General features: G+C 75.5%; 16 protein-coding genes and 1 pseudogene. 10 read left to right on the top strand and 7 right to left on the bottom strand.

The window, feature by feature from the left end:
* Positions 1-12 precede the first annotated feature (12 nt).
* From OG617_RS04880 to OG617_RS04865, 4 genes are all read right to left on the bottom strand, one after another.
* Positions 13-603, bottom strand: a complete 591-nt coding sequence (locus OG617_RS04880; RefSeq protein ID WP_405099045.1) for a GNAT family N-acetyltransferase — start codon at positions 601-603, stop codon at positions 13-15.
* A complete protein-coding gene (locus OG617_RS04875; RefSeq protein ID WP_405099043.1) occupies positions 600-1337 on the bottom strand; it encodes a monooxygenase in 738 nt (245 codons plus the stop codon). Before OG617_RS04875 ends, OG617_RS04880 begins: the two co-directional genes overlap by 4 nt.
* Positions 1334-1822 (bottom strand): YbaK/EbsC family protein, encoded by a 489-nt coding sequence (locus tag OG617_RS04870; protein WP_405099042.1) that lies wholly within the window; start codon positions 1820-1822, stop codon positions 1334-1336. The genes OG617_RS04875 and OG617_RS04870 overlap by 4 nt, the downstream gene beginning before the upstream one ends.
* A gap of 100 nt (positions 1823-1922) precedes the next feature.
* Positions 1923-2969, bottom strand: a complete 1047-nt coding sequence (locus tag OG617_RS04865) for an EamA family transporter (protein ID WP_405099040.1) — start codon at positions 2967-2969, stop codon at positions 1923-1925.
* Between the two features lie 537 nt (positions 2970-3506).
* Here OG617_RS04865 and OG617_RS04860 point away from each other — a divergent pair.
* The 9 genes and pseudogenes from OG617_RS04860 to OG617_RS04820 all read left to right on the top strand — a co-directional run bounded on the left by OG617_RS04860 (position 3507) and on the right by OG617_RS04820 (position 14417).
* On the top strand, positions 3507-3956 hold the full coding sequence (locus OG617_RS04860; protein WP_396682874.1) for an SAV_6107 family HEPN domain-containing protein: 450 nt from the start codon (positions 3507-3509) through the stop codon (positions 3954-3956).
* Positions 3957-4231: 275 nt separating this feature from the next.
* Entirely contained in the window at positions 4232-5041 is an 810-nt protein-coding gene (locus tag OG617_RS04855) for a hypothetical protein (protein WP_405099037.1), read from the top strand.
* A 5-nt stretch (positions 5042-5046) separates the two neighbouring features.
* A pseudogene (locus OG617_RS04850) lies at positions 5047-6768 on the top strand (DNA polymerase Y family protein).
* 90 nt (positions 6769-6858) lie between these two features.
* Entirely contained in the window at positions 6859-10221 is a 3363-nt protein-coding gene (locus OG617_RS04845) for an error-prone DNA polymerase (protein ID WP_405104109.1), read from the top strand.
* A gap of 119 nt (positions 10222-10340) precedes the next feature.
* Positions 10341-10490, top strand: coding sequence for a hypothetical protein (locus OG617_RS04840; protein WP_405099035.1), 150 nt, complete (start codon positions 10341-10343; stop codon positions 10488-10490).
* Between the two features lie 77 nt (positions 10491-10567).
* Positions 10568-11335 (top strand): methyltransferase domain-containing protein, encoded by a 768-nt coding sequence (locus OG617_RS04835; RefSeq protein WP_405099033.1) that lies wholly within the window; start codon positions 10568-10570, stop codon positions 11333-11335.
* Positions 11332-12597: an alkaline phosphatase family protein gene (locus OG617_RS04830; protein ID WP_405099031.1), complete on the top strand. Its 1266-nt coding sequence runs from the start codon at positions 11332-11334 to the stop codon at positions 12595-12597. Before OG617_RS04835 ends, OG617_RS04830 begins: the two co-directional genes overlap by 4 nt.
* Positions 12598-12646: 49 nt before the next feature.
* Positions 12647-13906: a DNA polymerase IV gene (locus OG617_RS04825; RefSeq protein ID WP_405099029.1), complete on the top strand. Its 1260-nt coding sequence runs from the start codon at positions 12647-12649 to the stop codon at positions 13904-13906.
* A 115-nt stretch (positions 13907-14021) separates the two neighbouring features.
* Positions 14022-14417 (top strand): DUF3040 domain-containing protein, encoded by a 396-nt coding sequence (locus tag OG617_RS04820; RefSeq protein WP_396682886.1) that lies wholly within the window; start codon positions 14022-14024, stop codon positions 14415-14417.
* A gap of 284 nt (positions 14418-14701) precedes the next feature.
* On the opposite strand, the gene OG617_RS04815 is transcribed toward OG617_RS04820, so the two are convergent.
* The 3 genes from OG617_RS04815 to OG617_RS04805 form a co-directional block, all read right to left on the bottom strand.
* Positions 14702-17170 carry a transglutaminaseTgpA domain-containing protein gene (locus tag OG617_RS04815; protein WP_405099027.1) on the bottom strand — a complete coding sequence of 823 codons (2469 nt, stop codon included), beginning with the start codon at positions 17168-17170 and terminating at the stop codon, positions 14702-14704.
* A gap of 141 nt (positions 17171-17311) precedes the next feature.
* A complete protein-coding gene (locus tag OG617_RS04810) occupies positions 17312-18610 on the bottom strand; it encodes a DUF58 domain-containing protein (RefSeq protein WP_405099025.1) in 1299 nt (432 codons plus the stop codon).
* A 2-nt stretch (positions 18611-18612) separates the two neighbouring features.
* A complete protein-coding gene (locus OG617_RS04805; protein ID WP_405099023.1) occupies positions 18613-19668 on the bottom strand; it encodes an AAA family ATPase in 1056 nt (351 codons plus the stop codon).
* A 585-nt stretch (positions 19669-20253) separates the two neighbouring features.
* On the opposite strand from OG617_RS04805, the gene leuS reads away from it, so the two are divergent.
* Entirely contained in the window at positions 20254-23115 is a 2862-nt protein-coding gene (gene leuS / locus OG617_RS04800; RefSeq protein WP_405099021.1) for a leucine--tRNA ligase, read from the top strand.
* Positions 23116-23434 lie beyond the last annotated feature (319 nt).

Raw genomic sequence — 23434 nt, 5'->3', positions numbered from 1 at the left:
GTCGGGGTCGGGTCACGGCACGCCCGGGCCCGGGGCGGAGGCCGCCCCGTCCGCGGGGGCCTGCGGGGTGAGCGGGAGATCCCGGCCGAGGATGCCGAACGGGCGCTCGTCGCCGGGGAAGTGGAAGTGGCGCAGCACGTCGACGAAGCCGAACCGGCGGTACAGCCGCCAGGCGCGGGAGCGCTGCTCGTCGGCCTCCGGGGTGGACAGCAGGGTGGTGCTGCCCGGCGCCATGGTGAGCAGGGCGGTGAGCTGACGGGCGCCCAGGCCGTGCCCCTGCGCGGGCGGCCGGACGTGCAGCTCGACCACCTCGAAGCAGTCGGCGAGCCAGCGCCGCCGGGCGTCGCCGTCCAGCGCCCGGTGCACCTGGTCGTGCCACCACTGGCCCGCCGCGCCGAGGTACCCGTACCCGAAGCCGGCCAGGTGGCCCTCGGAGGTGAGGCTGGCGACGGCGCGGAAACCGGGCCGACGCACGTGGGTGGCGATGTAGCCGCGTCGGGCCTCCAACAGGTCCGTCCGGTAGTTCATCGCCTCGCCGTAGACGGCCACCACGTCGTCCAGCCGCCGGACCAGGTCGTCCGGCGTCCAGCGCACCAACCTCATGCCCGTCCATCCTTCGCCGTCTCCGGATCGCCGTCGGCGACCCAACCCAGCACCGACCGGTCGCCGACCACGTCGCGCACCTCGAACCGCGCGAAGAGTTCCTCCGCGTACCACCCCGCGGTGGGGGTGCGCGTGATCGCGGCGCGGTGCTCGGGGTGACGGTACGCGAACGCGACGAGGTCCGCCGTGTCGCGCCACACGCTGACCGTGCCCTGCCAGCCCAGCGGGGCCTCGCCGACGCCGAACCGGGCCAGCAGGCCGGGCGCGGCGTGCAGGGCGGCGGCCACCGGCGGCACCGCCCGCCAGAAGGTGGCCGCCCGGCGGGCCCGCAGCCGGGCCCGGGTCAGCGCCAGCACCGGGCCGGCGACCCGACCGCCGGACGGCTCGCCGAACGGCCGCCGCCCGGACCACTCGCCCCGGCTGGTCAGCGGGCGTAGGTCGACCCGTACCTGGGAGTGGGCGATCCGGGCCCAGGAGCGGCCCACCGGCGAAGCGTCGAAGCCGGCGGCGTCGGCCGGGGAGTCCCAGACGGCGAGGGCCGCCCAGCGGGTCAGGTCGGCGTCGCCGGGGCCGAAGCCGGTGCCGGTCCCGGTGCCGAGCAGCTTGCCGAACCGCACCCCGGGGGTGCGGCGCAGCCGCGTCGGGTGCGTCGTCATCCGGGCCAGCGCCCCGGGCAGGGCGGCCCGCCCGATCCGCCAGACGTGCAGGGTGACCAGCTCGGGTACGCCGCTCACGCCACCTCGGCCGGGATGCCGGCGGTGATCCGGAGCAACTCCGCGTACGTGGTGGGGAAGACCGCCCGGGGCACCCCGCCGGCCGCCCAGACTTCGTCGTACCGCTCCAGGGCGGTGTCGACCAGGGTGCGCAGCGGCGCGGGGTGGCCGAACGGGGCGACCCCGCCGATCACCTGGCCGGTGTGCTGCCGGACGAACTCGGGGGTGGCCCGGCGCAGGTGGGTGACCCCGAGGGACGCGGCCAGGCCGGCCGTGTCCACCCGGTGCGCGCCGGAGGTGAGCACCAGCAGCGGCGCGTCGTCGGCGGCGAAGACCAGCGAGTTGGCGATGGCGCCGACGCCCACGCCGAGCGCCTCGGCCGCCGCGGCGGCGGTGTGCACCGCCTCGGGCAGCAGGCGGACCGCGCTGGGCCGGCCGGCACCGTCGAGCGCGCCCGCGGCGTCGAGGGCCTCCTGTACCGCCCGTACGTTCGGGTGTGACTGCATGCCGCCCATTCTTCCCGTCCCGCTCCCGCCCAGCTCCCAGGGGCGGCCCGGGCCTCGTCCGGCCCGCCCCTTCCGCTCAGGCCACGTCCAGGAAGTGTCTTCAACTCGAACGTGTGCCCACGGGCCCAGCAGCCCCCGCTTCCACGCCACCCTCGACATGGTCGGCCCCCTTGAGCGGCCGGGTGGGCGGGGCCGTGCCGAGCGTGACGGCGTCGGGCGCGGTCTGCCGGGGCGTGGCCACCCGGGCCGTCTCGGCCAGCGCCACCCCGAGCAGCACCAGCGCCCCGCCGCCGAGTTGGGCGGCGTTGAGCGTCTCGCCGTCGCCGATGACCACCCAGGCGACCGCCGCGGCGAGCACCGGCTCCACCATGCCGACGATCCCGACGCTGGTCGCCGGCAGGTGCCGCATCGCGCCCGCCACCAGTAGGTACGGCACGATCGAGCCGAGCACCACCACGTACCCGCAGAGCAGGGCGACCGGGACGTCCGCCGCGCTGCCGGTCAGCGGCTCCCAGCTGCCGGTGCCGGCGGTGACCGCCCGGGTGAGCAGCCCGGCCACGGCGGACGCGCCGAACGCCCAGGTGCACAGCGACAGGGCGTCCCGCCCCTGCACGCCGCGTGCGCCGAGCACGTAGTAGACGGCCAGGAAGACCGCCGCGCCGAGGCCGGCGAGCATGCCTAGCCCGTCCAGCTTCAACTCGCCCCACACCTCGGCCACGCAGCCCAGCCCGGCCAGGCTCAGGGCCAGGCCGGCCCAGAGGCGGGGGCGGACCCGGTGCCGCTGGCCGAACCGGGCCCAGAGGGCGACCAGCAGCGGGGCGGAGTACTCGAACAGCAGGCCGAGGCCGACCGGCAGCCGGGAGATGGCGACGAAGTAGAGCATCGGCACCAGGAAGAAGCCGGTCAGGCCGTACGCGACCAGCAGCGGGATCTGTCGGGGGGTGACCCGGAGCCGGCGCGCGCCCGGGCGCAGCACCAGGCTCAGCAGGAGCAGGCCCGCGACGGCGCCGAGCGCGCGCAGCAGGGTGAGCTGCTGGGCGTTCAGGCCGGCCCGGAGCACCAGCTTGGAGACCGTGCCGTTGACGGCGAACAGGGCTCCCGAGCCGAGCACCATGGCGACGCCGAGGGCGGGGCGGGGGGTCGTCACGAGCAGAGGCTAGCCGTGGTCGTCAGGGGGTTCAGGGGCAGGCGCTCGTTACCCGTCCGGGCACCGCGCGGGCGCCCGGCGGTCGGGTCTCGTCGGGTGCGGGGAGCCGGTCCGGCGTGCGGGGCCGGCCGGCCGGCGTCGCCCCGCCGCGCCGTCCGCCACACGTTGCATTTTCGTCGGGCGCGGGGTGTACTGTCAGCAGCAGTTAGAACGGGTGTTCGATTGCCTCGAACACTCGTTCCAACAGCCCGGGCGGTGTTTCGCGGCGCCGGCCCCGGGCGGTGCGGCTCCGCGGGCCGCACCTTGGGTCCCGGGCAGTCGCGAGTCCGGGCCCGACAGGCGGGAGCGTCGTCCGCCGCCCACGACCCCCGGGCGGCGGGCGACGAACCTGCCGGTACGCCGGCCGGGTGTGGTGTGGGGAAGCGTCCACACCCGGCCGGCTCCCACTGGTGCGTCTTCCTCCGCACCACTCGACGGCCTGCGCGCCGACGGCCCCGGTCGTCCGCGCCCCGCCCGGCCACGTGGAGGAGACAGCCCATGCCGACCAACCCGGCCCAGCCACCGACGGTGCCGGCACACGTGCTGCCGCACCGCACCCCGGCCCAGCTTCTCGCGGTGGCCCGCCACGGGCTGACCGAGGCCGCCCGGACCGGCCCCGACGGGCTGCGCTACGCGGCGGCCCACCTGGCCGCGCTGCGCGCCGCCGCGGCCCTGCTCGCCGCCCGTGCCCGTCCCGCCCCGGTCCGGCGCAACCGGATCACCAGCGTCTGGGTCCTGCTCTCCACCGTCGCCCCCGAGCTCGACGAGTGGGCAGCGTTCTTCGCCGCCGGCGCCAGCAAGCGCGCCGCAGCCGAGGCCGGCATCCCCCGGGTGGTCACCGCCCGGCAGGCCGACGACCTGCTCCGGGCGGCCGAGGAGTTCGTGACGGTGGTGGAGAGCACCCTCGGGCTGGCCCACCAGCCGGCGCTCGACGGCCTGGCCGCCTGAGCGAGCCGCCCGGCGGGAGCTGGTCCGCCCCCGCCCAGCCCGCGCAGGGCTCCGACCACCCCGCGTCGGCGCGGCCCCCGCCGGTGTGTGACGACGCCCGTTAGCGCGGCGGCACCCCCGTCCACCGGGCCCGCTCGGGCGTACCCAGGCCAGGCACGGTCCCGGGGGCACGCGGTCCAGGAGTAGCGGTCCGGTGCCGGGCCGGCGCACCACGACCTCAGCACGATCCGGCACGCACGATTCCGGCACGACGAGCACGACGGGGGGTAGGTCCGATGGCGGGCCTGATGGTGGTCGGTTCCGCCGCGCTCGCGGGCCTGGTACGCCCGGCCAGCGCGCCGGATCCGGCCGGTGGGCAGCGGGTGCTCCCGGTGCCCCCCGAGCTGACCGGCCTGTTGCCCAGCCGAGGGCTGCGCCGGGGGAGCACGATCGCGGTCGCCACCGGCCAGCCCCGGCGCAGCGGCGGCACGTCGCTGGTGCTGGCGCTCCTCGCCGAGGCGTCCCGAGCCGGCTCGTGGTGCGCCGTGGTGGGGGTGCCGACCTTCGGCGCGGGCGCGGCGGCCGAGGCCGGGATCGTCCTGGACCGGCTCGCCCTCGTGCCGCAGCCGGGGCCGGAGTGGCCCACCGTCGTCGCCGCGCTGATCGACGGGGTGGACGTGGTGGTGGCCGCCGTGCCGGCCACCGTCTCCGCCTCGGTCGCCAACCGGCTGGCCGCCCGGGCCCGGCAGCGGGGCAGCGTGCTCGTCCCGTACGGCCGCTGGGACGGCGCGGACGTCACGTTGCAGGTGGTCCGGGGCGTCTGGGAAGGGCTGGGACAGGGCCGGGGCCGGCTGCGCCGGCGCGAGGTCACCGTCTCCGCCCGGGGGCGGGGCGCGGCAGCCCGGCCCAAGGAGATCAAGGTCTGGCTCCCCGGCGACGGGCTCACCCGGATCATCCCCCGGTCGGCCGCTGTCCCGGCCGCCTCCGTCACCGGCCGGTCGACCGCCGGCCGGCTCCGCCCGGTGCCTCCGGCGTTCCCGACCGTCCCGCCCGCCTCTGCCGTCCCGCCCGACCGTGGCGGGCTTGCCGTGGTCGGTCCCGGGTGACCGGGGTGCCGACGCGCACGCTGCTGCTCTGGTGCCCGGACTGGCCGGTGCTCGCCGCCGAGATCGTCGACGGGGTGCCGGCCATCGGGGCGGTCGCCGTGCTGCACGCCAACCGGGTGGTCGCCTGCTCCGAGCGGGCCCGCGCCGAGGGCGTCCGTCGGGGGCTGCGCAAGCGGGAGGCGCAGGGGCGCTGCCCGCAGCTGACCGTCGTCGACCACGACCCGGGCCGGGACGCCCGGGCGTTCGAGCCGGTGGTCGCCGCGGTCGAGGAGGTCGCCGCCGGGGTCGAGGTGGTCCGCCCGGGCGCCTGCGCGCTGGCTGCGCGCGGTCCGAGCCGCTACCTCGGCGGCGAGGAGCCAGCCGCCGAGCGGATCGTCGAGCACGTCGCGCAGACCTGCGCGGTGGAGAGCCAGGTGGGGATCGCCGACGGGGTCTTCGCCGCCGGCCTCGCCGCCCGCGTCGGGCAGGTGGTGCCCGCCGGCGGTACGCCCGGATTCCTGGCGGGCCTGCCGGTGGAGGCGCTCGGCCGGCCGGCCCTGGCCGACCTGCTGCGCCGGCTCGGCATCCGTACCCTCGGGGACTTCGCCGCGCTGCCGGCGGGGGACGTGCTGGCCCGGTTCGGGTTCGACGGTGCGCTGGCCCACCGGCTTGCCGCGGGCCGGGACCACCGGCCGTTGGCCGTCCGTCAGCCCCCGGCCGACCTGGCGGTCACCGCCGACCACGACGAGCCGATCGACCGGGTGGACGCGGCGGCCTTCGCCGCCCGTGCGCTGGCTGAGCGATTGCACGACCGGCTGGCCGCGCACGGCCTGGCCTGCACCCGGCTCGGCATCGAGGCGGTCACCGCGCACGGCCAGGAACTGCACCGGGTCTGGCGGCACGACGGCCTGCTCACCGCTGCGGCCATCGCCGACCGGGTGCGCTGGCAGCTCGACGGTTGGCTCTCCGGCAGCACCGGGCGGCCCGGCGCCCGCCCGGCCCGGCCGACGGCCGGGATCATCCGGTTGCGGCTGGTGCCCGACGGGGTGCTAGCCCAGGCCGGCCTGCAACCCGGGCTGTGGGGGGAGGTGGGCGAGGAGCGGGAGCGGGCGCACCGGGCGCTGAGCCGGGTGCAGGGCATCCTCGGCCCCGATGCGGTGGTCACCGCGGTGCTCGGCGGCGGGCGGTCCCCGGCCGACCAGGTGCGGCTGGTGCCCTGGGGCGAAGAGCGGCTGCCCGCCCGCCAGGGCGAGCCCACCTGGCCGGGCCGGGAGGCCCTGCAGGCGCCGGTGGAACCGGCGGGGTCCGGCGGTGCCGTCGGCTCCGGTGGGGCCATCGGGTCCGACGCCGTCGGGTCCGGCAGGGCCGTCGTCGGGTCCGGCAGGGCCGTCGGCTCCGGCAGGGCCATCGGGTCCGGTGTTCCCCCGTGGCCGGGGCGCCTTCCGCCGCCCGCGCCGGCCGTGGTGCTCCCCGCGCCGCTGGCCGCGACGGTGTACGACGCCGTCGGCGAGCCGGTCGGGGTCAGCGCCCGGCTCCAGGTGAGCGCAGCCCCCGCCCGGCTGGTGGTCGGGACGGCCCGTCCGGTGGACATCGTCGGCTGGGCCGGCCCGTGGCCGGTGGACGAGCGCTGGTGGGTGCCGGCCGAGGCCCGTCGCCGGGCCCGGTTTCAGGTCTGCCTGGCCGACGGCGCCGCCCTCCTCCTCGCGGTCGAGGCCGGCCAGTGGCTGGTGGAGGCCATCTATGACTGACCGGCGGGCCGCCTTCCCTGCAGATCTTGGAAGATTCCGGCCCCTCCAGGGGCCGGAATCTTCCAAGATCTCCGCCGAGCCGGGGGCGTGGTGAGTTTTCACAATCCGCAGATGCCCTGGGTGGAGCTGGAGCGGGTGCTCTCCGGGGGATCCGGCGGCGGTGCGGCGGGCGGGCGGCACCTGCACGTGGTGGACCCGCTCGCCGTCGACGCCGACGGGGGCGACGCGCCGGCCTGGGGCCGCCGGCGGGAGCCGTACCGGCCGCCGGAGCTGTCCCGCCCCGGCGGCGCGGTGCCCTACGCCGAGTTGCACGCGCACAGCAACTTCAGCTTCCTGGACGGGGCCAGCCACCCCGAGGAACTGGCCGAGGAGGCGGCCCGGCTCGGGCTCACCGCGCTCGCCGTCACCGACCACGACGGCTTCTACGGCGTGGTCCGCTTCGCCGAGTCGGCCCGTACGCTGGGGCTGCCCACGGTGATCGGCGCGGAGCTGTCGCTGGGCCTGCCCGGCCCGCAGAACGGCGAACCCGACCCGCGCGGCACCCACCTGCTCGCCCTGGCCCACGGCCCCGAGGGGTACGCCCGGCTGGCCCGCACCATCGCCCGCGCCCAGCTACGCGGCGGGGAGAAGGGCCGCCCGGACTACGGCGAGTTGGAGGAGGTCGCCGCCGAGCTGCGCGACCACGTGCTGGTGCTCACCGGCTGCCGCAAAGGGCATGTGCCGGCGGCGCTGCTCACCGAGGGCGTCGACGCGGCGGCCCGGGAGCTGGACCGGCTGACCGCGCTGTTCGGCGCGGACACGGTGGCGGTGGAGCTGACCGACCACGGCCATCCGGTCGACGCCGACCGCAACGACGCCCTCGCCGAGCTGGCCGCCGCGGCGGGGCTGCCCACGGTGGCCACGAACAACGTGCACTACGCCACGCCGGGCCGGCGCCGGCTGGCCACCACCCTGGCCGCGGTGCGGGCCCGGCGCAGCCTGGACGAGATCGACGGCTGGCTGCCCGCCGCGTCCACCGCACACCTGCGCAGCGGGGAGGAGATGGCGGCCCGGTTCGCCGCGTACCCGGGTGCGGTGGCCCGGGCTGCCGAGTTCGGCGCGGAGCTGGCGTTCGACCTCCAACTCGTGGCGCCGCGGCTGCCGGCGTACCCGGTGCCGCCGGGGCACACCGAGATGACCTGGCTGCGCCGGCTCACCATGGACGGCGCCCGGGAGCGGTACGGGCCACCCGGGGCGCACCCGGCGGCGTACCGGCAGCTCGACCACGAGCTGCGGATGATCGAGGAACTGGGCTTCCCCGGCTACTTCCTGGTGGTGTACGACATCGTCGCGTTCTGCCGCCAGCAGGACATCTACTGCCAGGGCCGGGGGTCTGCGGCGAACTCGGCGGTCTGCTACGCGCTGCGGATCACCAACGTGGACGCCGTCCGGCACCGGCTGCTCTTCGAGCGCTTCCTCGCCCCGGAGCGCGACGGCCCGCCCGACATCGACGTCGACATCGAGTCCGACCGTCGGGAGGAGGTGATCCAGCACGTCTACGCCCGGTACGGCCGGGAGCACACCGCCCAGGTCGCCAACGTCATCTCGTACCGGCCCCGGTCGGCGGTGCGGGACGTGGCGAAGGCGTTCGGCTTCTCGCCCGGCCAGCAGGACGCCTGGAGCAGGCAGATCGACCGTTGGGGCTCCGTCGCGTCGGTGGACGTGGAGGGCATCCCGGAGCAGGTCGTCGCGTACGCCGACGAGTTGCAGACGTTCCCCCGGCACCTGGGCATCCACTCCGGCGGGATGGTCATCTGCGACCGGCCGGTGATCGAGGTCTGCCCGGTGGAGTGGGGCCGGATGCCCGGCCGCAGCGTGCTCCAGTGGGACAAGGACGACTGTGCGGCCGTCGGCCTGGTCAAGTTCGACCTGCTCGGCCTCGGCATGCTCTCCGCCCTGCACTACGGCTACGACATGATCGGCGAGACCCTCGACCTGGGCGACATGACGCTGGACGACCCCGAGGTTTACGACATGCTCTGCCGGGCCGACTCGGTCGGGGTCTTCCAGGTGGAGAGCCGCGCCCAGATGGCCACCCTGCCCCGGCTCAAGCCCCGCGAGTTCTACGACCTGGTGGTGGAGGTGGCGCTGATCCGTCCCGGCCCGATCCAGGGCGGCTCGGTGCACCCGTACATCCGGCGCAAGAACGGCCAGGAGCCGGTGACGTTCGCCCATCCGCTGATGCGCAACGCGCTGGAGAAGACCCTCGGCGTGCCGCTGTTCCAGGAGCAGCTCATGCAGCTCGCCATCGACCTGGCCGGCTTCGACGCGGCCGGCGCCGACCAGCTCCGCCGGGCGATGGGGGCCAAGCGCTCGGTGGAGCGGATGGCGCAGATCGCCGAGCGGCTCTACGCCGGGATGGCCGAGCGGGGCATCGCCGGGGAACTGGCCGACGACGTCTACCGCAAGCTCACCGCGTTCGCCAGCTACGGCTTCCCGGAGAGCCACGCGATGAGCTTCGCCTACCTGGTGTACGCCAGCTCCTGGCTCAAGCGCTACCACCCGGGCCCATTCCTGGCCGCCCTGCTCAACGCCCAGCCGATGGGCTTCTATTCGCCGCAGACCCTGGTCGACGACGCCCGCCGGCACGGGGTGGAGGTTCGCCGGCCGGACGTCAACGCCAGTGGCGCGAAGGCGGTGCTCGAATCCACCCCGGCCACCCGGTGGGGCAGCGCCCCCGGGGAGCCCCAGCACGAGTGGGGGCTCGGCGGGCCGGCCGTCCGGCTCGGGCTGGGCGGCGTGCGTACCCTCGGCGACGGGGTGGCCGAGCGGATCGAGGCGGAGCGGGCGGCGCACGGGCCGTACCGGGACATGCCGGACCTGGCCCGGCGGGTGGGTCTCACCGCCGCGCAGCTTGAGGCGCTGGCCACCGCGGACGCCTTCGCCTGCTTCGGGCTGACCCGGCGGCAGGCGCTCTGGGCCGCCGGGGCGGCGGCCCAGGACCGGCCGGGCCGGCTGCCGGGCACGGTGACCGGCACGACCGCACCGACCCTGCCGGGGATGGAGGCGGTGGACCGCCTCGTCGCCGACGTCTGGGCGACCGGCCTGTCGCCGGAGAGCCACCCGGCCCGGTTCATCCGGGACCGCCTCGACGCCCTCGGCGCGGTGCCGATCGCCCGGCTCGGCCGGGTGGAGCCGGGTCGGCGGATCCGGGTCGGCGGGATCGTCACCCACCGGCAGCGGCCGGCCACCGCCGGCGGGGTCACCTTCCTCAACCTGGAGGACGAGACCGGGATGCTCAACGTCACCTGCTCGCCGGGGTTGTGGCAGCGCTACCGGCGGGTGGCGCGGACCAGCGCCGCCCTGGTGGTGCGCGGCCGGTTGCAGCGGCACGAGGGGGTGACCAGCCTCACCGCCGACCGGCTCGACCCGATCGAGCCGCCGGTCGCCCCGGCCTCCCGCGACTTCCGGTGATCGACGTTACAGTGTGGCGGGCGATCGCGGGGGAGACTTGTGACCGCGCGCGGGCAGAGTCGCCCGGGTTCCATGAGGGGGTAGGACGAGTGGCGGGTAACGACACTTACACCGGTGCGGTGGCGAACGCCCGACGCACCCGGCTCGATGCCGGTTGGGTCGCGGCGCACACCACAGAGATTCGCGAATACTCGGTGACCGACGGCCCGGTGGCCAACGCCCGCCGGTCCCGCGCCGAGGAGGACCCGGCCGGCGGCGGCGAGTCCTGACGCACCCCGGTCCGGAGCCGCCCGGCTACACCGGTCGCCGTTCCCCGGCCACCGGATGCGCCGGGCGGCTGGACCAGGTGACTAGGCTCGACCGCGTGGAGCAGACCCGTGGCCGGCTCACCGGCCCGCCGTTGACCCCCCGTACCGCCGTCATCTGGTCCGTGCTCCGGGCCGAGCTGGACCGCCGCGCCGAGGCCAGGCTCACCGTCCTCGACGTCGGCGGCGGCACCGGCGGGTTCGCCGTGCCGCTGGCCCAGGCCGGGCATCGGGTCACCGTGGTCGACGCCAGCCCCGACGCGCTCGCCGCGCTGACCCGCCGGGCCGCCGAGGCCGGCGTCGCCGACCGGGTACGCGCCGTGCAGGGCGACGGCGACGCGCTCGCCGGGCTGGTCGAGCCGGCGAGCGTCGACTTGGTGCTCTGCCACTCGGTGCTGGAGGTGGTCGACGACCCCGCGCCGGTGGTGGCCGCGTTGGTCGCCGCGCTGCGTCCGGGCGGCGCCGCCAGCGTCCTGGTCGCCGGGCAGGCCGCCGCGGTGCTGGGCCGGGCGATGAACGGCCACCTCGACCTGGCCGCCACCGTGGCCGCCGACCCGGCCGGTGCCGCCGGCCCCCGGGACACCCTGCTCCGGCGCTACGACGTCGACCGCGCCGCGGCGCTGCTCACCGACGGGGGCCTCGCGGTCGAGGAGATCCACGGGGTACGCGTCCTGGCCGACCTGCTGCCCGCCGCCGTCACGGACGGTCAACCGGCCGCCCTGGTCGAGCTGGAGCGGGCTCTGGCCGCCCGGCCGCCGTACCGGGACCTGGCCGCCCAGCTGCACCTGTTCGCCCGCCGACCGGCGTGACCGGGCCCGTGCCGCCCCCGCCCGGCGGTCCGCCCCGCCCGGCGCCGGCGGTCGGGCCGGCGTTTCCGGTCTCGCCGGCCTGTTCGGAGCAGGCGTCGGAGCCGGCGTTCCCGGTCGCGCCGCTGGAGCCGGTCGCGCCCCGGTACGGCGGCGGAAGCCTGGCCGACGTGCTGCCCAGCGCGCTGGCGGTGCTCGGCGTGCCGGGGGCCGCGGACCTGCTCGGGCTGGCCCCAAAGCTGGCCGGGGTGCGGCGGGTCGCAGTGCTGCTGGTCGACGGGCTCGGCTGGTACCAGATCCCCACCGCCGCCCCGTACGCCCCGACCCTGGCCGGGCTGGCCGCGACCGTCGGCCGCCCGCTCACCTCCGGTTTCCCGTCCACCACCCCGACCAGCCTGGTGACCCTGGGCACCGGCGTGCCCCCCGGCGCGCACGGGGTGCTCGGCTTCAAGGTCCGGGTGCCCGGCACCGACCGGGTGCTCAGCCACATCGAGTGGACCGGCGATCCGGAGCCGCTGCGCTGGCAGCCCGTCGCCACCCAGCTCGAACGGGCCCGCGCCGCCGGGGTCGCGGTGACCGTGGTGAGCCGCCCCGAGTACGCCGGCAGCGGCCTCACCCTGGCCGCCAACCGGGGCGGCGACTACCGGGGCGCCGCCGACGCTGACGCACTCGCCGCCGCGATGCTCACCGCGCTGGCCGCCGGGACCGGGCCGACCCTGGTCTCCGGCTACCACCCCGATCTGGACCGGCACGGCCATCTCAGCGGGGTCGACTCCGCGCCGTGGCGGGTCGCCGCCGCCGTGGTGGACGGGCTGCTCGCCCGGCTGGTCGACGGCCTGCCGAGGGACGCCGCGCTGCTGGTCACCGCCGATCATGGTCAGCTCGACGTGCCGGTGGCGGACCGGGTCGACTTCGACGCCGACCCCGGGCTGCGGGCCGGGGTGCGGGTGCTGGCCGGCGAACCCCGGGTCCGCTATCTGCACGTCGAGCCAGGCGCGGCCGATGACGTGGTGGCGGCCTGGTCGGCGGTGCTCGGCGACGCGGCCCGGGTGCTGCACCGGGGCGAGGCGGTGGCCACCGGCTGGTTCGGCCCGGTGCCGGAGGAGCACCTGTGCCGGGTCGGCGACGTGGTGGTGGTCTGCCGGGGCACGTCCGCGGTGGTGGCCACCCGGTCGGAGAAGCCGATCGAGTCGCGCCTGGTGGCGTACCACGGGGCGGACACGGCCGCCGAGATGACCATCCCGCTGCTGGTGGTCCGCGGCTGAGCCGCCGTGCGGTCCCCGGGGCGTCGTACCCGGGGGCTAGCCTGCGGGGATGGGCCGCAGTCAGTCGTTGCCGCGCGGGGGCGACCCGCGCTTCGGGCCCGACGGCGACGACTCCGGCTGCCCGATCCTGCACGTCGACATGGACGCCTTCTTCGCCTCGGTCGAGGTGCGCCGCCGCCCCGAGCTGCGCGGCCGGCCCGTCGTGGTCGGCGGGGTCGGGCCGCGCGGCGTGGTCAGCTCCGCCAGCTACGAGGCCCGACGGTACGGCGTCCGTAGCGCCATGCCCACCGCGCGGGCCCGGGCGCTCTGCCCGCACGCGGTCTACCTGCCGCCCGACTTCGCGCAGTACACGGCGGCCTCCCAGGCGGTCATGCAGATCTTCCGGGACGTCACCCCGCTGGTCGAGCCGCTCTCGCTCGACGAGGCGTTCCTCGACGTGGCCGGTGCCCGCCGGCTCTTCGGCGCACCGGCCGGGATAGCCCGGCGCATCCGCGCCCGGGTCGAGCGGGAGCAGGGGCTGACCTGCTCGGTGGGGGTTGCGCCGAGCAAGTTCGTGGCGAAGCTCGGCTCCACCCGCGCCAAACCCGACGGGCTGCTGGTGGTGCCCGCCGACCGGGTGCTCGACTTCCTGCACCCGCTGCCGGTCTCCGCGCTCTGGGGGGTGGGGGAGCGGTCCACCGAGACGCTGCGCAGGCTCGGGCTGGCCACCGTCGGTGACCTGGCCGAGGCGCCGTTCGGCATGCTCCGCAAGGCGGTCGGGGCGGCTGCCGCCAGCCACCTGCACGAGCTGGCCTGGGGGCGGGACCCGCGCCGGGTCAGCCCGGAGCAGGTGGAGAAGTCGATCGGCGCCGAGGTGACCTTCGACGTCGACGTCGGCGACCCACTGGAGATCCGCCGGTCGCTGCTCGCCCTCGCCGAGAAGGTGGGCGGCCGGCTGCGCCGGGCCGGTCAGGTCGGCCGGACGGTGTCGATCAAGGTGCGGATGGCCGACTTCCGCACGGTCAACCGCTCCCGCACCCTCGGTGTCCCCACCGATACCGCCCGGGAGATCTTCGACACGGCATGGGCGCTCTACACCGTTCTCGACCCCGGCGAGCGGATCCGCCTCGTCGGGGTGCGCCTGGAGGGCCTCGCGCCGACGGAGCAGACCCCGCAGCAGCTCACCCTCGGCGCCCCCGAGCGCGGCTGGCGGGAGGCGGAGGCCGCCGCGGACGCCGCGGCTGCCCGTTTCGGGCGGTCCGTCATAGGTCCGGCGAGTCTGCTCGGTCGTCGCGACCGAGGGCGAAATGAAAATCCACCCCGCCCATAGGTCGTCCCGCTTTCCGACGCGCGACCCCCCTCGTAGACTTGGCGGTAAGCAGCCGGTCGGCTGCCACGGTCTGTCGGCCCGCCCGGGCCGACCTACGTGACCGGGGAGGAGTGCCGTGCCGCTCTCGGAGCACGAGCAGCGGCTGTTCGATCAGATCGAGCGGTCGCTTGCCGAGGACCCCAAATTCGCCTCGGCCGTGCGTGCCAGCGATCCGCGCTTCCATGCGCGGCGTCGCCTGCTTGTCGCTGCCGGCGCGATCATCGTTGGGCTGGCCCTGCTGGTCTACGGTGCGGTGATCAAGACTCCACCGCTCGCGGTGGCGGGGTTCGTCGTCATGTTGGGTTCGGCGGCGTACGCGGTGCAGTCGCACCGGCGGGCGCAGTCCCCCGACCTGCACGTGGTCGGCGGGACGACCAGTCGGCGCCGTCCGCGTGGGCGGTCAGGCCGACGGTCGTCGTTCCTGGACCGGATGGAGGACCGGTGGCGGCAGCGCCCGGAGGGGCACCGCTGACCCGGCCCCTCCGCTGATCCCCGGTCCCGCCGACCCGGCGGGACCGCGCTGACCTCGGCCTTTCCGACGAGGGGCCGATGTTCCACGCCTGCGGCCGGCACAACCCGGGCCTCTCCACGCCCCGCACACCCCGCCCCCAGGCGGCCTGCCTTCCGGGCAGAAGGGCGTCATCGGCGCGTCGGCCTCGTGCGTACCGCCCCCATGCGGCCTGTCTGCGCCTCGTGAAGCCTTTCCCCGCACCCCGTTGTGGCCCTCGGCGTGCCTCGTGGTTCTGCCAGCCGGGGTCAGCGGCCGCTGCGGGAGGCCAGCAGGCGGCGGGGGTTCCAGCGCAACAGCCGGTACCGGGCGGCGCCGGTGGTGGCCACCATCCGCGAGGACGTGTCGCTCACCGCCGTCCGCCAGCGCAGCAGCACCGACGGGGGCAGCACGGTGGCCAGCAGCCTGGTCCGCCGATCGGCCCGGCCGGCGAGCACACCGCGGACGCTGCGCAGGGCCGGGGTCAGCTCCTCACCGGCGAGCGGGTCCCGGGCGTAGCGGGCCCGCTCCTCGGCGCGCCCGAGCAGCCGCGCCGCCGCGGCGGCGGAGACGTCCTCCGTCAGCGCGTCGGTGGCCAGGCGCTCGGCCGTCGCCCGGGGCGTCTCCGTCCGGTCCACCCGGACCCGGTAGTCGACCAGGGTGTCGAGCAGCTCGTCCCAGGCCGCGTGCGCGTCCGCCCGGGCCCGGGCCGGGTCCACCCCGACCACGATCGTCCGCTCGACGCCGTCCCGGCCGGCGCCGGCGTCCACCATGGTCGCCTTCGGGGCCGCCGCAACCCGGGTGCCCCGGCGTCGACGCAGCGCCGCCCGGCGCAGTGCCGGCACCGCGAGCAGGATGAGCAGGAGCAGCACGCCCGCCGTCCACCAGGGCCAGACCGGGGCCTGCCGGGTGGGGTCGCCGGCCCCGATGGCCAGCCCGGCGTCGGTTTCCCGGTCGGCTGGGTCCGGGCCGGCGGCCTCCGGAGAGGGGCCGTTCTCGCCCGGGTCGCTCGGCGTGCCGGCCTCAGGGGTGACGGACTCCGGGGCGTCGGTGTCCGGGGCCCACGCCGAGCGGGCCGACCCCTGCACCCCGTACGCCGGGGTGGCGTCGAAGGGCACCCAGCCCATCCCGTCGAAGTAGACCTCAGTCCAGGCGTGCAGGTTCCGGTTGGTCAGCACGTACCCCTCGCCGGTGCGGCCGGTGCCGTTGGTGAAGCCGAGCACCACCCGGGCCGGGATGCCGGCCGCCCGGACCAGCCACGCCATCGCCGCCGCGTACTGCTGGCAGAAGCCGGCCTTGTTGCTGAGGAAGTCGACGATGTCCTGCCCGCTGGTGCCGCCCTTGGTGGTCAGGCTGTAGGTGAAGCCGTTGTCCGAGGAGAAGTAGTCATAGATCGCCCGCACCTTGTCGTAGTCGGTGCGCTTGCCCTGGACGAGGTCGGAGACGAGGGTGTCCACCTGCGACACCGGCGGGGTCTCGGTCTGCTGGACCCGGACGGGGTGGTCGGCCGGCAGCGAGGGGGCACGGCGCAGCGCCGCTGGGCTGTACGTCGACCGGACGTAGTCGAACGAGTAGCGCTTGTCGCGGGCGTTGTCCCGGTTGGAGTAGATCACCTGGAGGGCCGAGTCGTACAGCCAGTTGCCGCCCAGCTCCTCGGTCCGTACCGGCTCGCCGTAGACCGGCAGCAGGGGCATGGGGAAGTTCTTCGTCACCTCGACGGTGGCCCGGTGCTGCTGCTGTTCGACGCCCTCCCCGGCCCGTGTCGGGTCGGGCAGCCCTCGGGTAACCGGCTGGCCGGTCGGGTCGCCCATCCGGAAGCCGTCCGCCCGGAGCTTGTCCAGGACGCCGAAGCGCAGGTAGAACGGGCTCGGCTCGGTGGTGGTCACCTTCACCATCTCGACGACCTCGGACTGGTTGAGCTCGCCGCTCAGCCTGGCGAACAGGTCGACCTTGCTCGGGTTGCCGCCCTGGCCGGCGCGGCCGGTGCCGTTGCCCGCCCCGGAGCCGAGGGTGTCGAGCAGCCCGCCGGTCATCCCCGGCACGGCCAGCGGCAGCACCACCGCCAGCGCGACCCCCACCACGGCCAGCCGGCGGCCGGCGGCGGCCAGCGGGGACGACTCCCACACGTCGACGCCCCGGCCGTCACCGGTGAACCGGCGGCCGAACCGGCGCACCCGGTCGACGTTGTCGGCGACCAGCAGCCAGAGGTAGCCGGCGGTGCCGACCGCGAACGGCACGGCGGGGACGCTGTCGACGTACACCGCGACCGGCACCGAGTAGATGGCGAGCATCGGCAGGCCGGCCAGGGCCGGGCGGCGCAGCCCGACGGCGAGCACGTCCACCACCACCGCCACCCCGCCGATGCCGAGCGCGCTGACGAACAGCAGCGGATCGGCGTCGGGCACCTTGACCCCGTACGAGCGCATGTCCTGCACGGACGCCCCGACCAACTCGCCGAAGTGGGCGAAGGTGGCCGGGGTGGGGACGAGCGCCACCAGTTCCCCGCCACTGGGGAAGATCCAGGTCAGCGCGAGCACCAGCCCGGCGAGCATGCCCAGCACCTGCCCCCACAGCGGCGCCCGGACCAGCCGGGTCAACGCCGCCGCCCCGGCCACCACCGCGACCGCGATGACGGCCTGGATGAGCCAGGTCCAGCGTTCGAAGATGGCCGACAGCGGGGCCGCCGAGAGCAGGGTCGCGGCGGCGGCCACGAAGCCGAGGTTGCGGGTCGCGGTCACGGGACCACCCTTCCGGTGTGTGTCACGCCCGGCGTGCCGGGCCCCTCGCGTGCTCCCGCCCGGGGAGCGTCACCTCACGCCCCGGCCGGAGCGTCGGTTCGCCACTGGCCGGGGCGGCGGTCCGTCGCCCCGGCCACGGTGTCACTTCACGCCGCCCGCGACCGTCTCTGCCAGCGCCGCCCGCAGGGCGAACCCCTGCGAGCCCCGGCCGGCCTGCGGCCAGAGCGCCGGCAGCCGGGCCCCGTGGTCGACCCCGATCACCCGCCACCCGTTCCGCACCAGGGCGAGCGCGGCGGCGCCGTGCGCGTGGTCGGCCTCGGCCCGGGCCCGAGCCGGCAGGTTCAGCCAGGTGGAGCTGTTCAGCAGGAAGCCGACGCAGGTGGCGCCGTTGCCGCGCAGCCCGGCGAGCAGCTCGGCCTCGGCGGTGCTCAGCGAGCCGAACAGCGCGATGATCAGGCCGCCGTCGGCGCGCTGCCGGACCCGCTGCACCAGCGTGGTGATCTCGCCGCGCCCGTCGAGCCGAACCTCGGCGAGGTGGTCGAGGAGCACGCCGTCCCCGGCGCCCTCGGTCGCGTCGACGTCCGCGCCGCCGCCGGTGACCAGGCGCAGCTTGTACCCGGCCTGGCGCAGGTGCACGGCGATGCTGGCCGCCGCGGAGACGGTCCACTCGAAGCTCGCCGTCGGCCCATCGCCGCGGTGGCCGTACCCCCGGGTGTCCAGGACGACGGTGGCCCGGCTCTCCCAGGGCTGCTCCTCGCGGCGGACCATCAGCTCCCCGGTGCGGGCGGTCGACTTCCAGTGCACCCGGCGCAGGTCGTCGCCCACCCGGTACTCCCGGGTCGCCGCGTCGTCCTCGCCGTGCACCGCCACCGAGCGGGCCCGGCTGTCGCCGCTGCCCGCGTACTCGCCGGGGAGCCGGACCGAGGGCAGGGCCGTGACCTGCGGGATCACCGTGAGGTGGTCGGTGCCGGGGAAGGCCCGGCTCAGCTCGCACAGCCCGAACGGGTCGGTCAACCGGACCACCAGGGGGCCCAGCCCGTACCGGCCGCGCACGTCCGCACGGACGGTGTACGCCACCGAGCTGGCCTGGTGCGCGCCGAGCCGTTCCAGCACCACCCGGGGCCGGCTGCCCAGCGCGTACGGCAGGCGGTCCTCCAGCAGCAGGGTGCCGGTGGGCAGCCGGGACATGTTCTGCAACCGCAGCACCACCCGGGAGCTGGCCCCGACCGGCACCCGGTGTGGCTCCAGGGACCGGTTGCAGGCCAGCTTGTACCGGCTGCGCCCGACGTACGCGGCGGCGATCAGCGGCAGGACGGCCAGCAGCACCGCCACCCGCAGCAGGTCCTTCTCGCCGAGGACGGCGGCGGAGACGCCCGCGGCCAGCGCCGCGGCCAGGAAGGAACGGCCGCGGGTGGTCAGGCCCCGGAGCCCGTCGCGCACGGTCACCGCCTCCGGGGCTCGTACGGGGCTCGGCCGTTGCCCTCGCCGCTGGGCCGGGTGTCGTACGGGGAGCGCTGGCGGTCGTGCGGCAGCGGGAGCCGGTGCACCAGCTCGGACACGATCGCGTCGGTGGTGCGCCGGGCGAGCTGGGCGTCGGCGGTCGGGATGATCCGGTGGGCGAGCACCGGCACCGCGAGCGCCTGGAGGTCGTCGGGCAGGACGTAGTCGCGGCCCTCCAGGGCGGCGACGGCCCGGGCGGTGCGCAGGAGCTGGAGAGTGGCCCGGGGGGACGCGCCCAGTCGCAGGTCGGGAGCCTCCCGGGTGGCGGTGACCAGGTCGACCGCGTACTGCTTCACCGCGTCGGCGACGTGCACCTCGCGGACCGTGGCGATCAGCCGGCGGACCGTGTCGGCGTCGGAGACGGCCCCCAGCTCCTGGAGCGGGTCGGCCGCCCCGTGCCCGTCCAGCATGGCCAGCTCGGCCGCGGGGTCCGGGTATCCCATGGCGATCCGGGCGGTGAACCGGTCCCGCTGCGCCTCGGGCAGCGGGTACGTCCCCTCCATCTCGATCGGGTTCTGGGTGGCGATCACCATGAACGGGGTCTGCAACTGGTAGGTGACCCCGTCGACGGTGACCTGGCGCTCCTCCATGCACTCCAGCAGCGCGGACTGGGTCTTCGGCGACGCGCGGTTGATCTCGTCGCCGACGACCAGGTTGGCGAAGACCGCCCCGGGCCGGAACTCGAAGTCGTGGGTCTCCTGGTTGTAGACGCTCACCCCGGTGACGTCGCTGGGCAGCAGGTCCGGCGTGAACTGGATGCGGCGCACCGAGCAGTCGATCGAACGAGCCAGGGCCTTCGCCAGCTTGGTCTTGCCGACGCCTGGGACGTCCTCGATGAGGAGGTGGCCCTCGGCGAGCAGGACGGCGAGGGCGAGCCGCACCGTGGCGGTCTTGCCCTCGATGACATGCTCGATGTTGGCCACGATGGCCTCGCTGGCGGCGCGGAACTCGTCGTGCGGTAACAGACCGCCCACCTCGTCCCAGGTCTGTTGTGTCACGGGCCTCCTCCTCGTCGCCGGAACGGCAGCTCTGTACAGAGCACCTGGACCCGCCGTTGGGTTCGCAGCGGGAAGAAATCTCGTCTGCCGCAGAAATCTCACAGGCCCCTCAGGCTAACCATGTTTGTCTTGATCGCCGACCCCCGCAGGAACTCTGCCGGTTACACCCCGAATATTCGCCGGACGGGGGAAGTCCTCACCGTCGGTGAACGGACCGTGCCGGCGCTCCGCCTCGTGGTGGCGGGCGACGTGCAACGCCCGGCCTGTCTCCGCCTCGTGGTGGCGGGCGACGTGCGCGCCCGGCCCGCGGGGTACACTCCCCGACATGGCCGGAGTCTTCCTGCTTCTTACCGGGCCGTGCTGATGCGCTGACGCGCGACAGCACGGCGGCCCCTCCTGCGCGAGGGGCTTTTTTGTGCCCTCCGCCGGTCGGGCCCTCTCCGGCGACGGGCGGCCCGGTCCCTGCCGCCGCGTGGCGGCGGGCGGGCGGAGCACTCCCCATTGACGCATGACCGCGCCGAGCGAGGTCAGCACCCAGCCCGGCCGGGGCGTGGCCGGCGGCGACGAGCGAAGCGAGGAGACACCATGAGTGAGGCAGCACCGGCGGGCGACATCCCCCCGTACCGGTACACCGCGGCCCTGGCCGACGAGATCGAGCAGCGCTGGCAGGACACCTGGGAGCGGGAGGGCACCTTCCACGCCCCGAACCCGACCGGCCCACTGGCCGACCCCGACCACCCGCGGGCCGGCGCGGAGAAGCTGTACGTGCTGGACATGTTCCCGTACCCGTCGGGGGCGGGCCTGCACGTCGGGCACCCGCTGGGGTACATCGGCACCGACTGCTTCGCCCGCTACCAGCGGATGGCCGGGCGCAACGTGCTGCACGCGATGGGCTTCGACGCGTTCGGGCTGCCCGCCGAGCAGTACGCGGTGCAGACCGGCACCCACCCGCGCACCACCACCGAGGCGAACATCGCCCGGTACAAGGAGCAGCTGCGCCGGCTGGGTCTGGCCCACGACGACCGCCGCTCGGTGGCCACCTTCGACACCGACTTCTACCGCTGGACCCAGTGGATCTTCCTGCAGGTCTTCAACTCCTGGTATGACCAGGACGCGAGGAAGGCCCGCCCGGTCGCCGAGCTGATCGCCGAGTTCGCCGGCGGCACCCGGCCCACCCCGGACGGCCGCCCCTGGGCGGAGCTGACCGTCGCCGAGCGGCGGAGGGTCGTCGACGACCGCCGGCTGGCGTACGTCTCGGAGGCGCCGGTGAACTGGTGCCCCGGGCTGGGCACCGTGCTGGCCAACGAGGAGGTCACCGCCGACGGCCGCTCGGACCGGGGCAACTTCCCGGTGTTCAAGCGGAACCTGAAGCAGTGGATGATGCGGATCACCGCGTACGGCGACCGGCTGATCGAGGACCTGGACACGCTGGACTGGCCCGAGCCGATCAAGCTGATGCAGCGCAACTGGATCGGCCGATCCACCGGCGCCCACATCGATTTCCCGGTCGTGCCCACTGATTCCGGTTTCGCGGGCGAAGCCCGTGTCAGAGTCTTCACCACCCGGCCCGACACCGTCTTCGGGGCCACCTACATGGTGCTGGCCCCCGAGCACGAGCTGGTCGACGCGCTGGTGCCGGCGGCCTGGCCGGAGGGCACGAAGGACGCCTGGACCGGCGGGCACGCCGGCCCCAGGGCGGCAGTCGAGGCGTACCGGAAGGCGGCGGCGGCCAAGACCGACGTGGAGCGGCAGTCCGAGACGAAGGAGAAGACCGGCGTCTTCGTCGGCGCGTACGCCACGAACCCGGTCACCGGCGGGCAGATCCCGATCTTCATCGCCGACTACGTGCTGGCCGGCTACGGCACCGGCGCGATCATGGCGGTGCCCGCGCAGGACGAGCGGGACTGGGCGTTCGCCGAGGTCTTCGACCTGCCGATCGTGCGCACCGTGCAGCCGGCTGACGGCTTCGACGGCAAGGCGTACACCGGGGACGGCCCGGCGATCAACAGCGCCGCGCCCGAGCGCGGCCTGGACTTGAACGGCCTGGAGGTCGCCGACGCCAAGGCGGCGATCATCGCCTGGCTGGAGGCCGACGGGCACGGCACCGGCGCGGTCACCTACCGGCTGCGCGACTGGCTGTTCTCCCGGCAGCGCTACTGGGGCGAGCCGTTCCCCATCGTGTACGACGAGACCGGAGCGGCCATCGCGCTGCCGGAGGAGATGCTGCCGGTCGAGCTGCCCGAGGTGGACGACTTCTCCCCGAAGACGTTCGACCCCGACGACGCCGCCAGCAACCCGGAGACCCCGCTGTCCCGGCGGCGCGACTGGGTCGAGGTGGAGCTGGACCTGGGCGACGGGCCGAAGCGGTACACCCGCGAGACCAACGTGATGCCGCAGTGGGCCGGCTCCTGCTGGTACGAGCTGCGCTACCTGGACCCGACCAGCGCCGGCCGGTTCGTCGGCGCCGAGAACGAGCGGTACTGGATGGGCCCGCGCGCCGAGGGCGACTGCGGTGGCACCGACCTGTATGTCGGCGGCGCCGAGCACGCCGTGCTGCACCTGCTGTACGCGCGCTTCTGGCACAAGGTGCTGTACGACCTGGGCCACGTCTCGTCGTTCGAGCCGTACCGCAAGCTGTTCAACCAGGGCATGATCCAGGCGTACGCGTACGTCGATCCCCGGGGCTCCTACGTGCAGGCCGAGGAGGTCGTCGAGCGCGACGGCGCCTGGTTCCTGGGCGACGAGGAGGTGCGCCGCGAGTACGGCAAGATGGGCAAGTCGCTGAAGAACGTGGTCACCCCCGACGACATGTGCGCCGCGTACGGCGCGGACACCTTCCGGGTGTACGAGATGTCGATGGGCCCGCTGGAGATGTCCCGCCCGTGGGAGACCCGGGCGGTCGTCGGGTCGTACCGGTTCCTGCAGCGGGTCTGGCGGGCCGTCGTCGACGAGCAGACCGGCGAGCTGCGGGTCACCGACGACCCGGCCGACGAGGCCACCCGGCGGCTGCTGCACAAGGTGATCGACGGGGTGCGCGGCGACATGGAGGGGATCCGGTTCAACACCGCGATCGCCAAGCTGATCGAGCTGACCAACTCGCTGACCCGCCTGCCGGCCACCTCCCGCGAGGCGGCCGAGCCGCTGGTGCTGATGCTGGCCCCGTTCGCCCCGCACGTCGCCGAGGAGCTGTGGCGCCGGCTGGGCCACGACGCCTCGCTGGCGTACACGGACTTCCCGGTCGCCGACCCGGCGCTGCTGGTCGCCGAGACGGTGACGTACCCGGTGCAGATCAACGGCAAGGTCCGCGGCCGGATCGAGGTCGCCGCCGACGCGCCCGAGGACGACGTGCGGGCGGCAGCCCTGGCAGCGGTCGAGTCCGCGCTGGCCGGTAAGCCCCCCCGCAAGGTCATCGTGATCAAGGGCCGCATGGTCTCCGTGGTCGCCTGACCCCACCCCACCCCACCCCCGCCCCCGCCCCCGCCCCGCCCCGTGTCTCCGCGATCTTGCGGTTGCGGCCCTTGTTCCGTCCGTTCTGGCCGGTATGTCGGGGCCGCAACCGCAAGATCGGCGGGGACGGGTGGGGGAGGGTGGGGGAGGGGGTGTGGGGTTGTCAGTGGGGTGGGGCCACGGGGCGGGCGGCGTGGATCGTTCACGGGTCCTCGGTCGTCGGGATGATGCCCCGCGTGCCGGCGCGGTGTGCCGCCCCAGCACACCGATCGTCCACCTCGTCATCTCCGCCTCCCGGGGGCGGGGCGCTGTGGCGGCA

It is taken from the genome of Micromonospora sp. NBC_01412 (genome assembly GCF_045040215.1).
GTDB classification, from domain to species: domain Bacteria; phylum Actinomycetota; class Actinomycetes; order Mycobacteriales; family Micromonosporaceae; genus Micromonospora; species Micromonospora rubida.
Note: the sequence above shows the minus strand (reverse complement) of the source record. Positions and strands in the feature narration are given on the sequence as shown.

What these genes read in the sequence shown, in the direction of transcription:
- OG617_RS04825 (WP_405099029.1), top strand. Translation starts at nt 12,647, where the DNA reads ATGGGCCGCAGTCAGTCGTTGCCGCGCGGGGGCGACCCGCGCTTCGGG.
- OG617_RS04870 (WP_405099042.1), bottom strand. Translation starts at nt 1,822, where the DNA reads ATGCAGTCACACCCGAACGTACGGGCGGTACAGGAGGCCCTCGACGCC.
- OG617_RS04855 (WP_405099037.1), top strand. Translation starts at nt 4,232, where the DNA reads ATGGCGGGCCTGATGGTGGTCGGTTCCGCCGCGCTCGCGGGCCTGGTA.
- OG617_RS04860 (WP_396682874.1), top strand. Translation starts at nt 3,507, where the DNA reads ATGCCGACCAACCCGGCCCAGCCACCGACGGTGCCGGCACACGTGCTG.
- leuS (WP_405099021.1), top strand. Translation starts at nt 20,254, where the DNA reads ATGAGTGAGGCAGCACCGGCGGGCGACATCCCCCCGTACCGGTACACC.
- OG617_RS04880 (WP_405099045.1), bottom strand. Translation starts at nt 603, where the DNA reads ATGAGGTTGGTGCGCTGGACGCCGGACGACCTGGTCCGGCGGCTGGAC.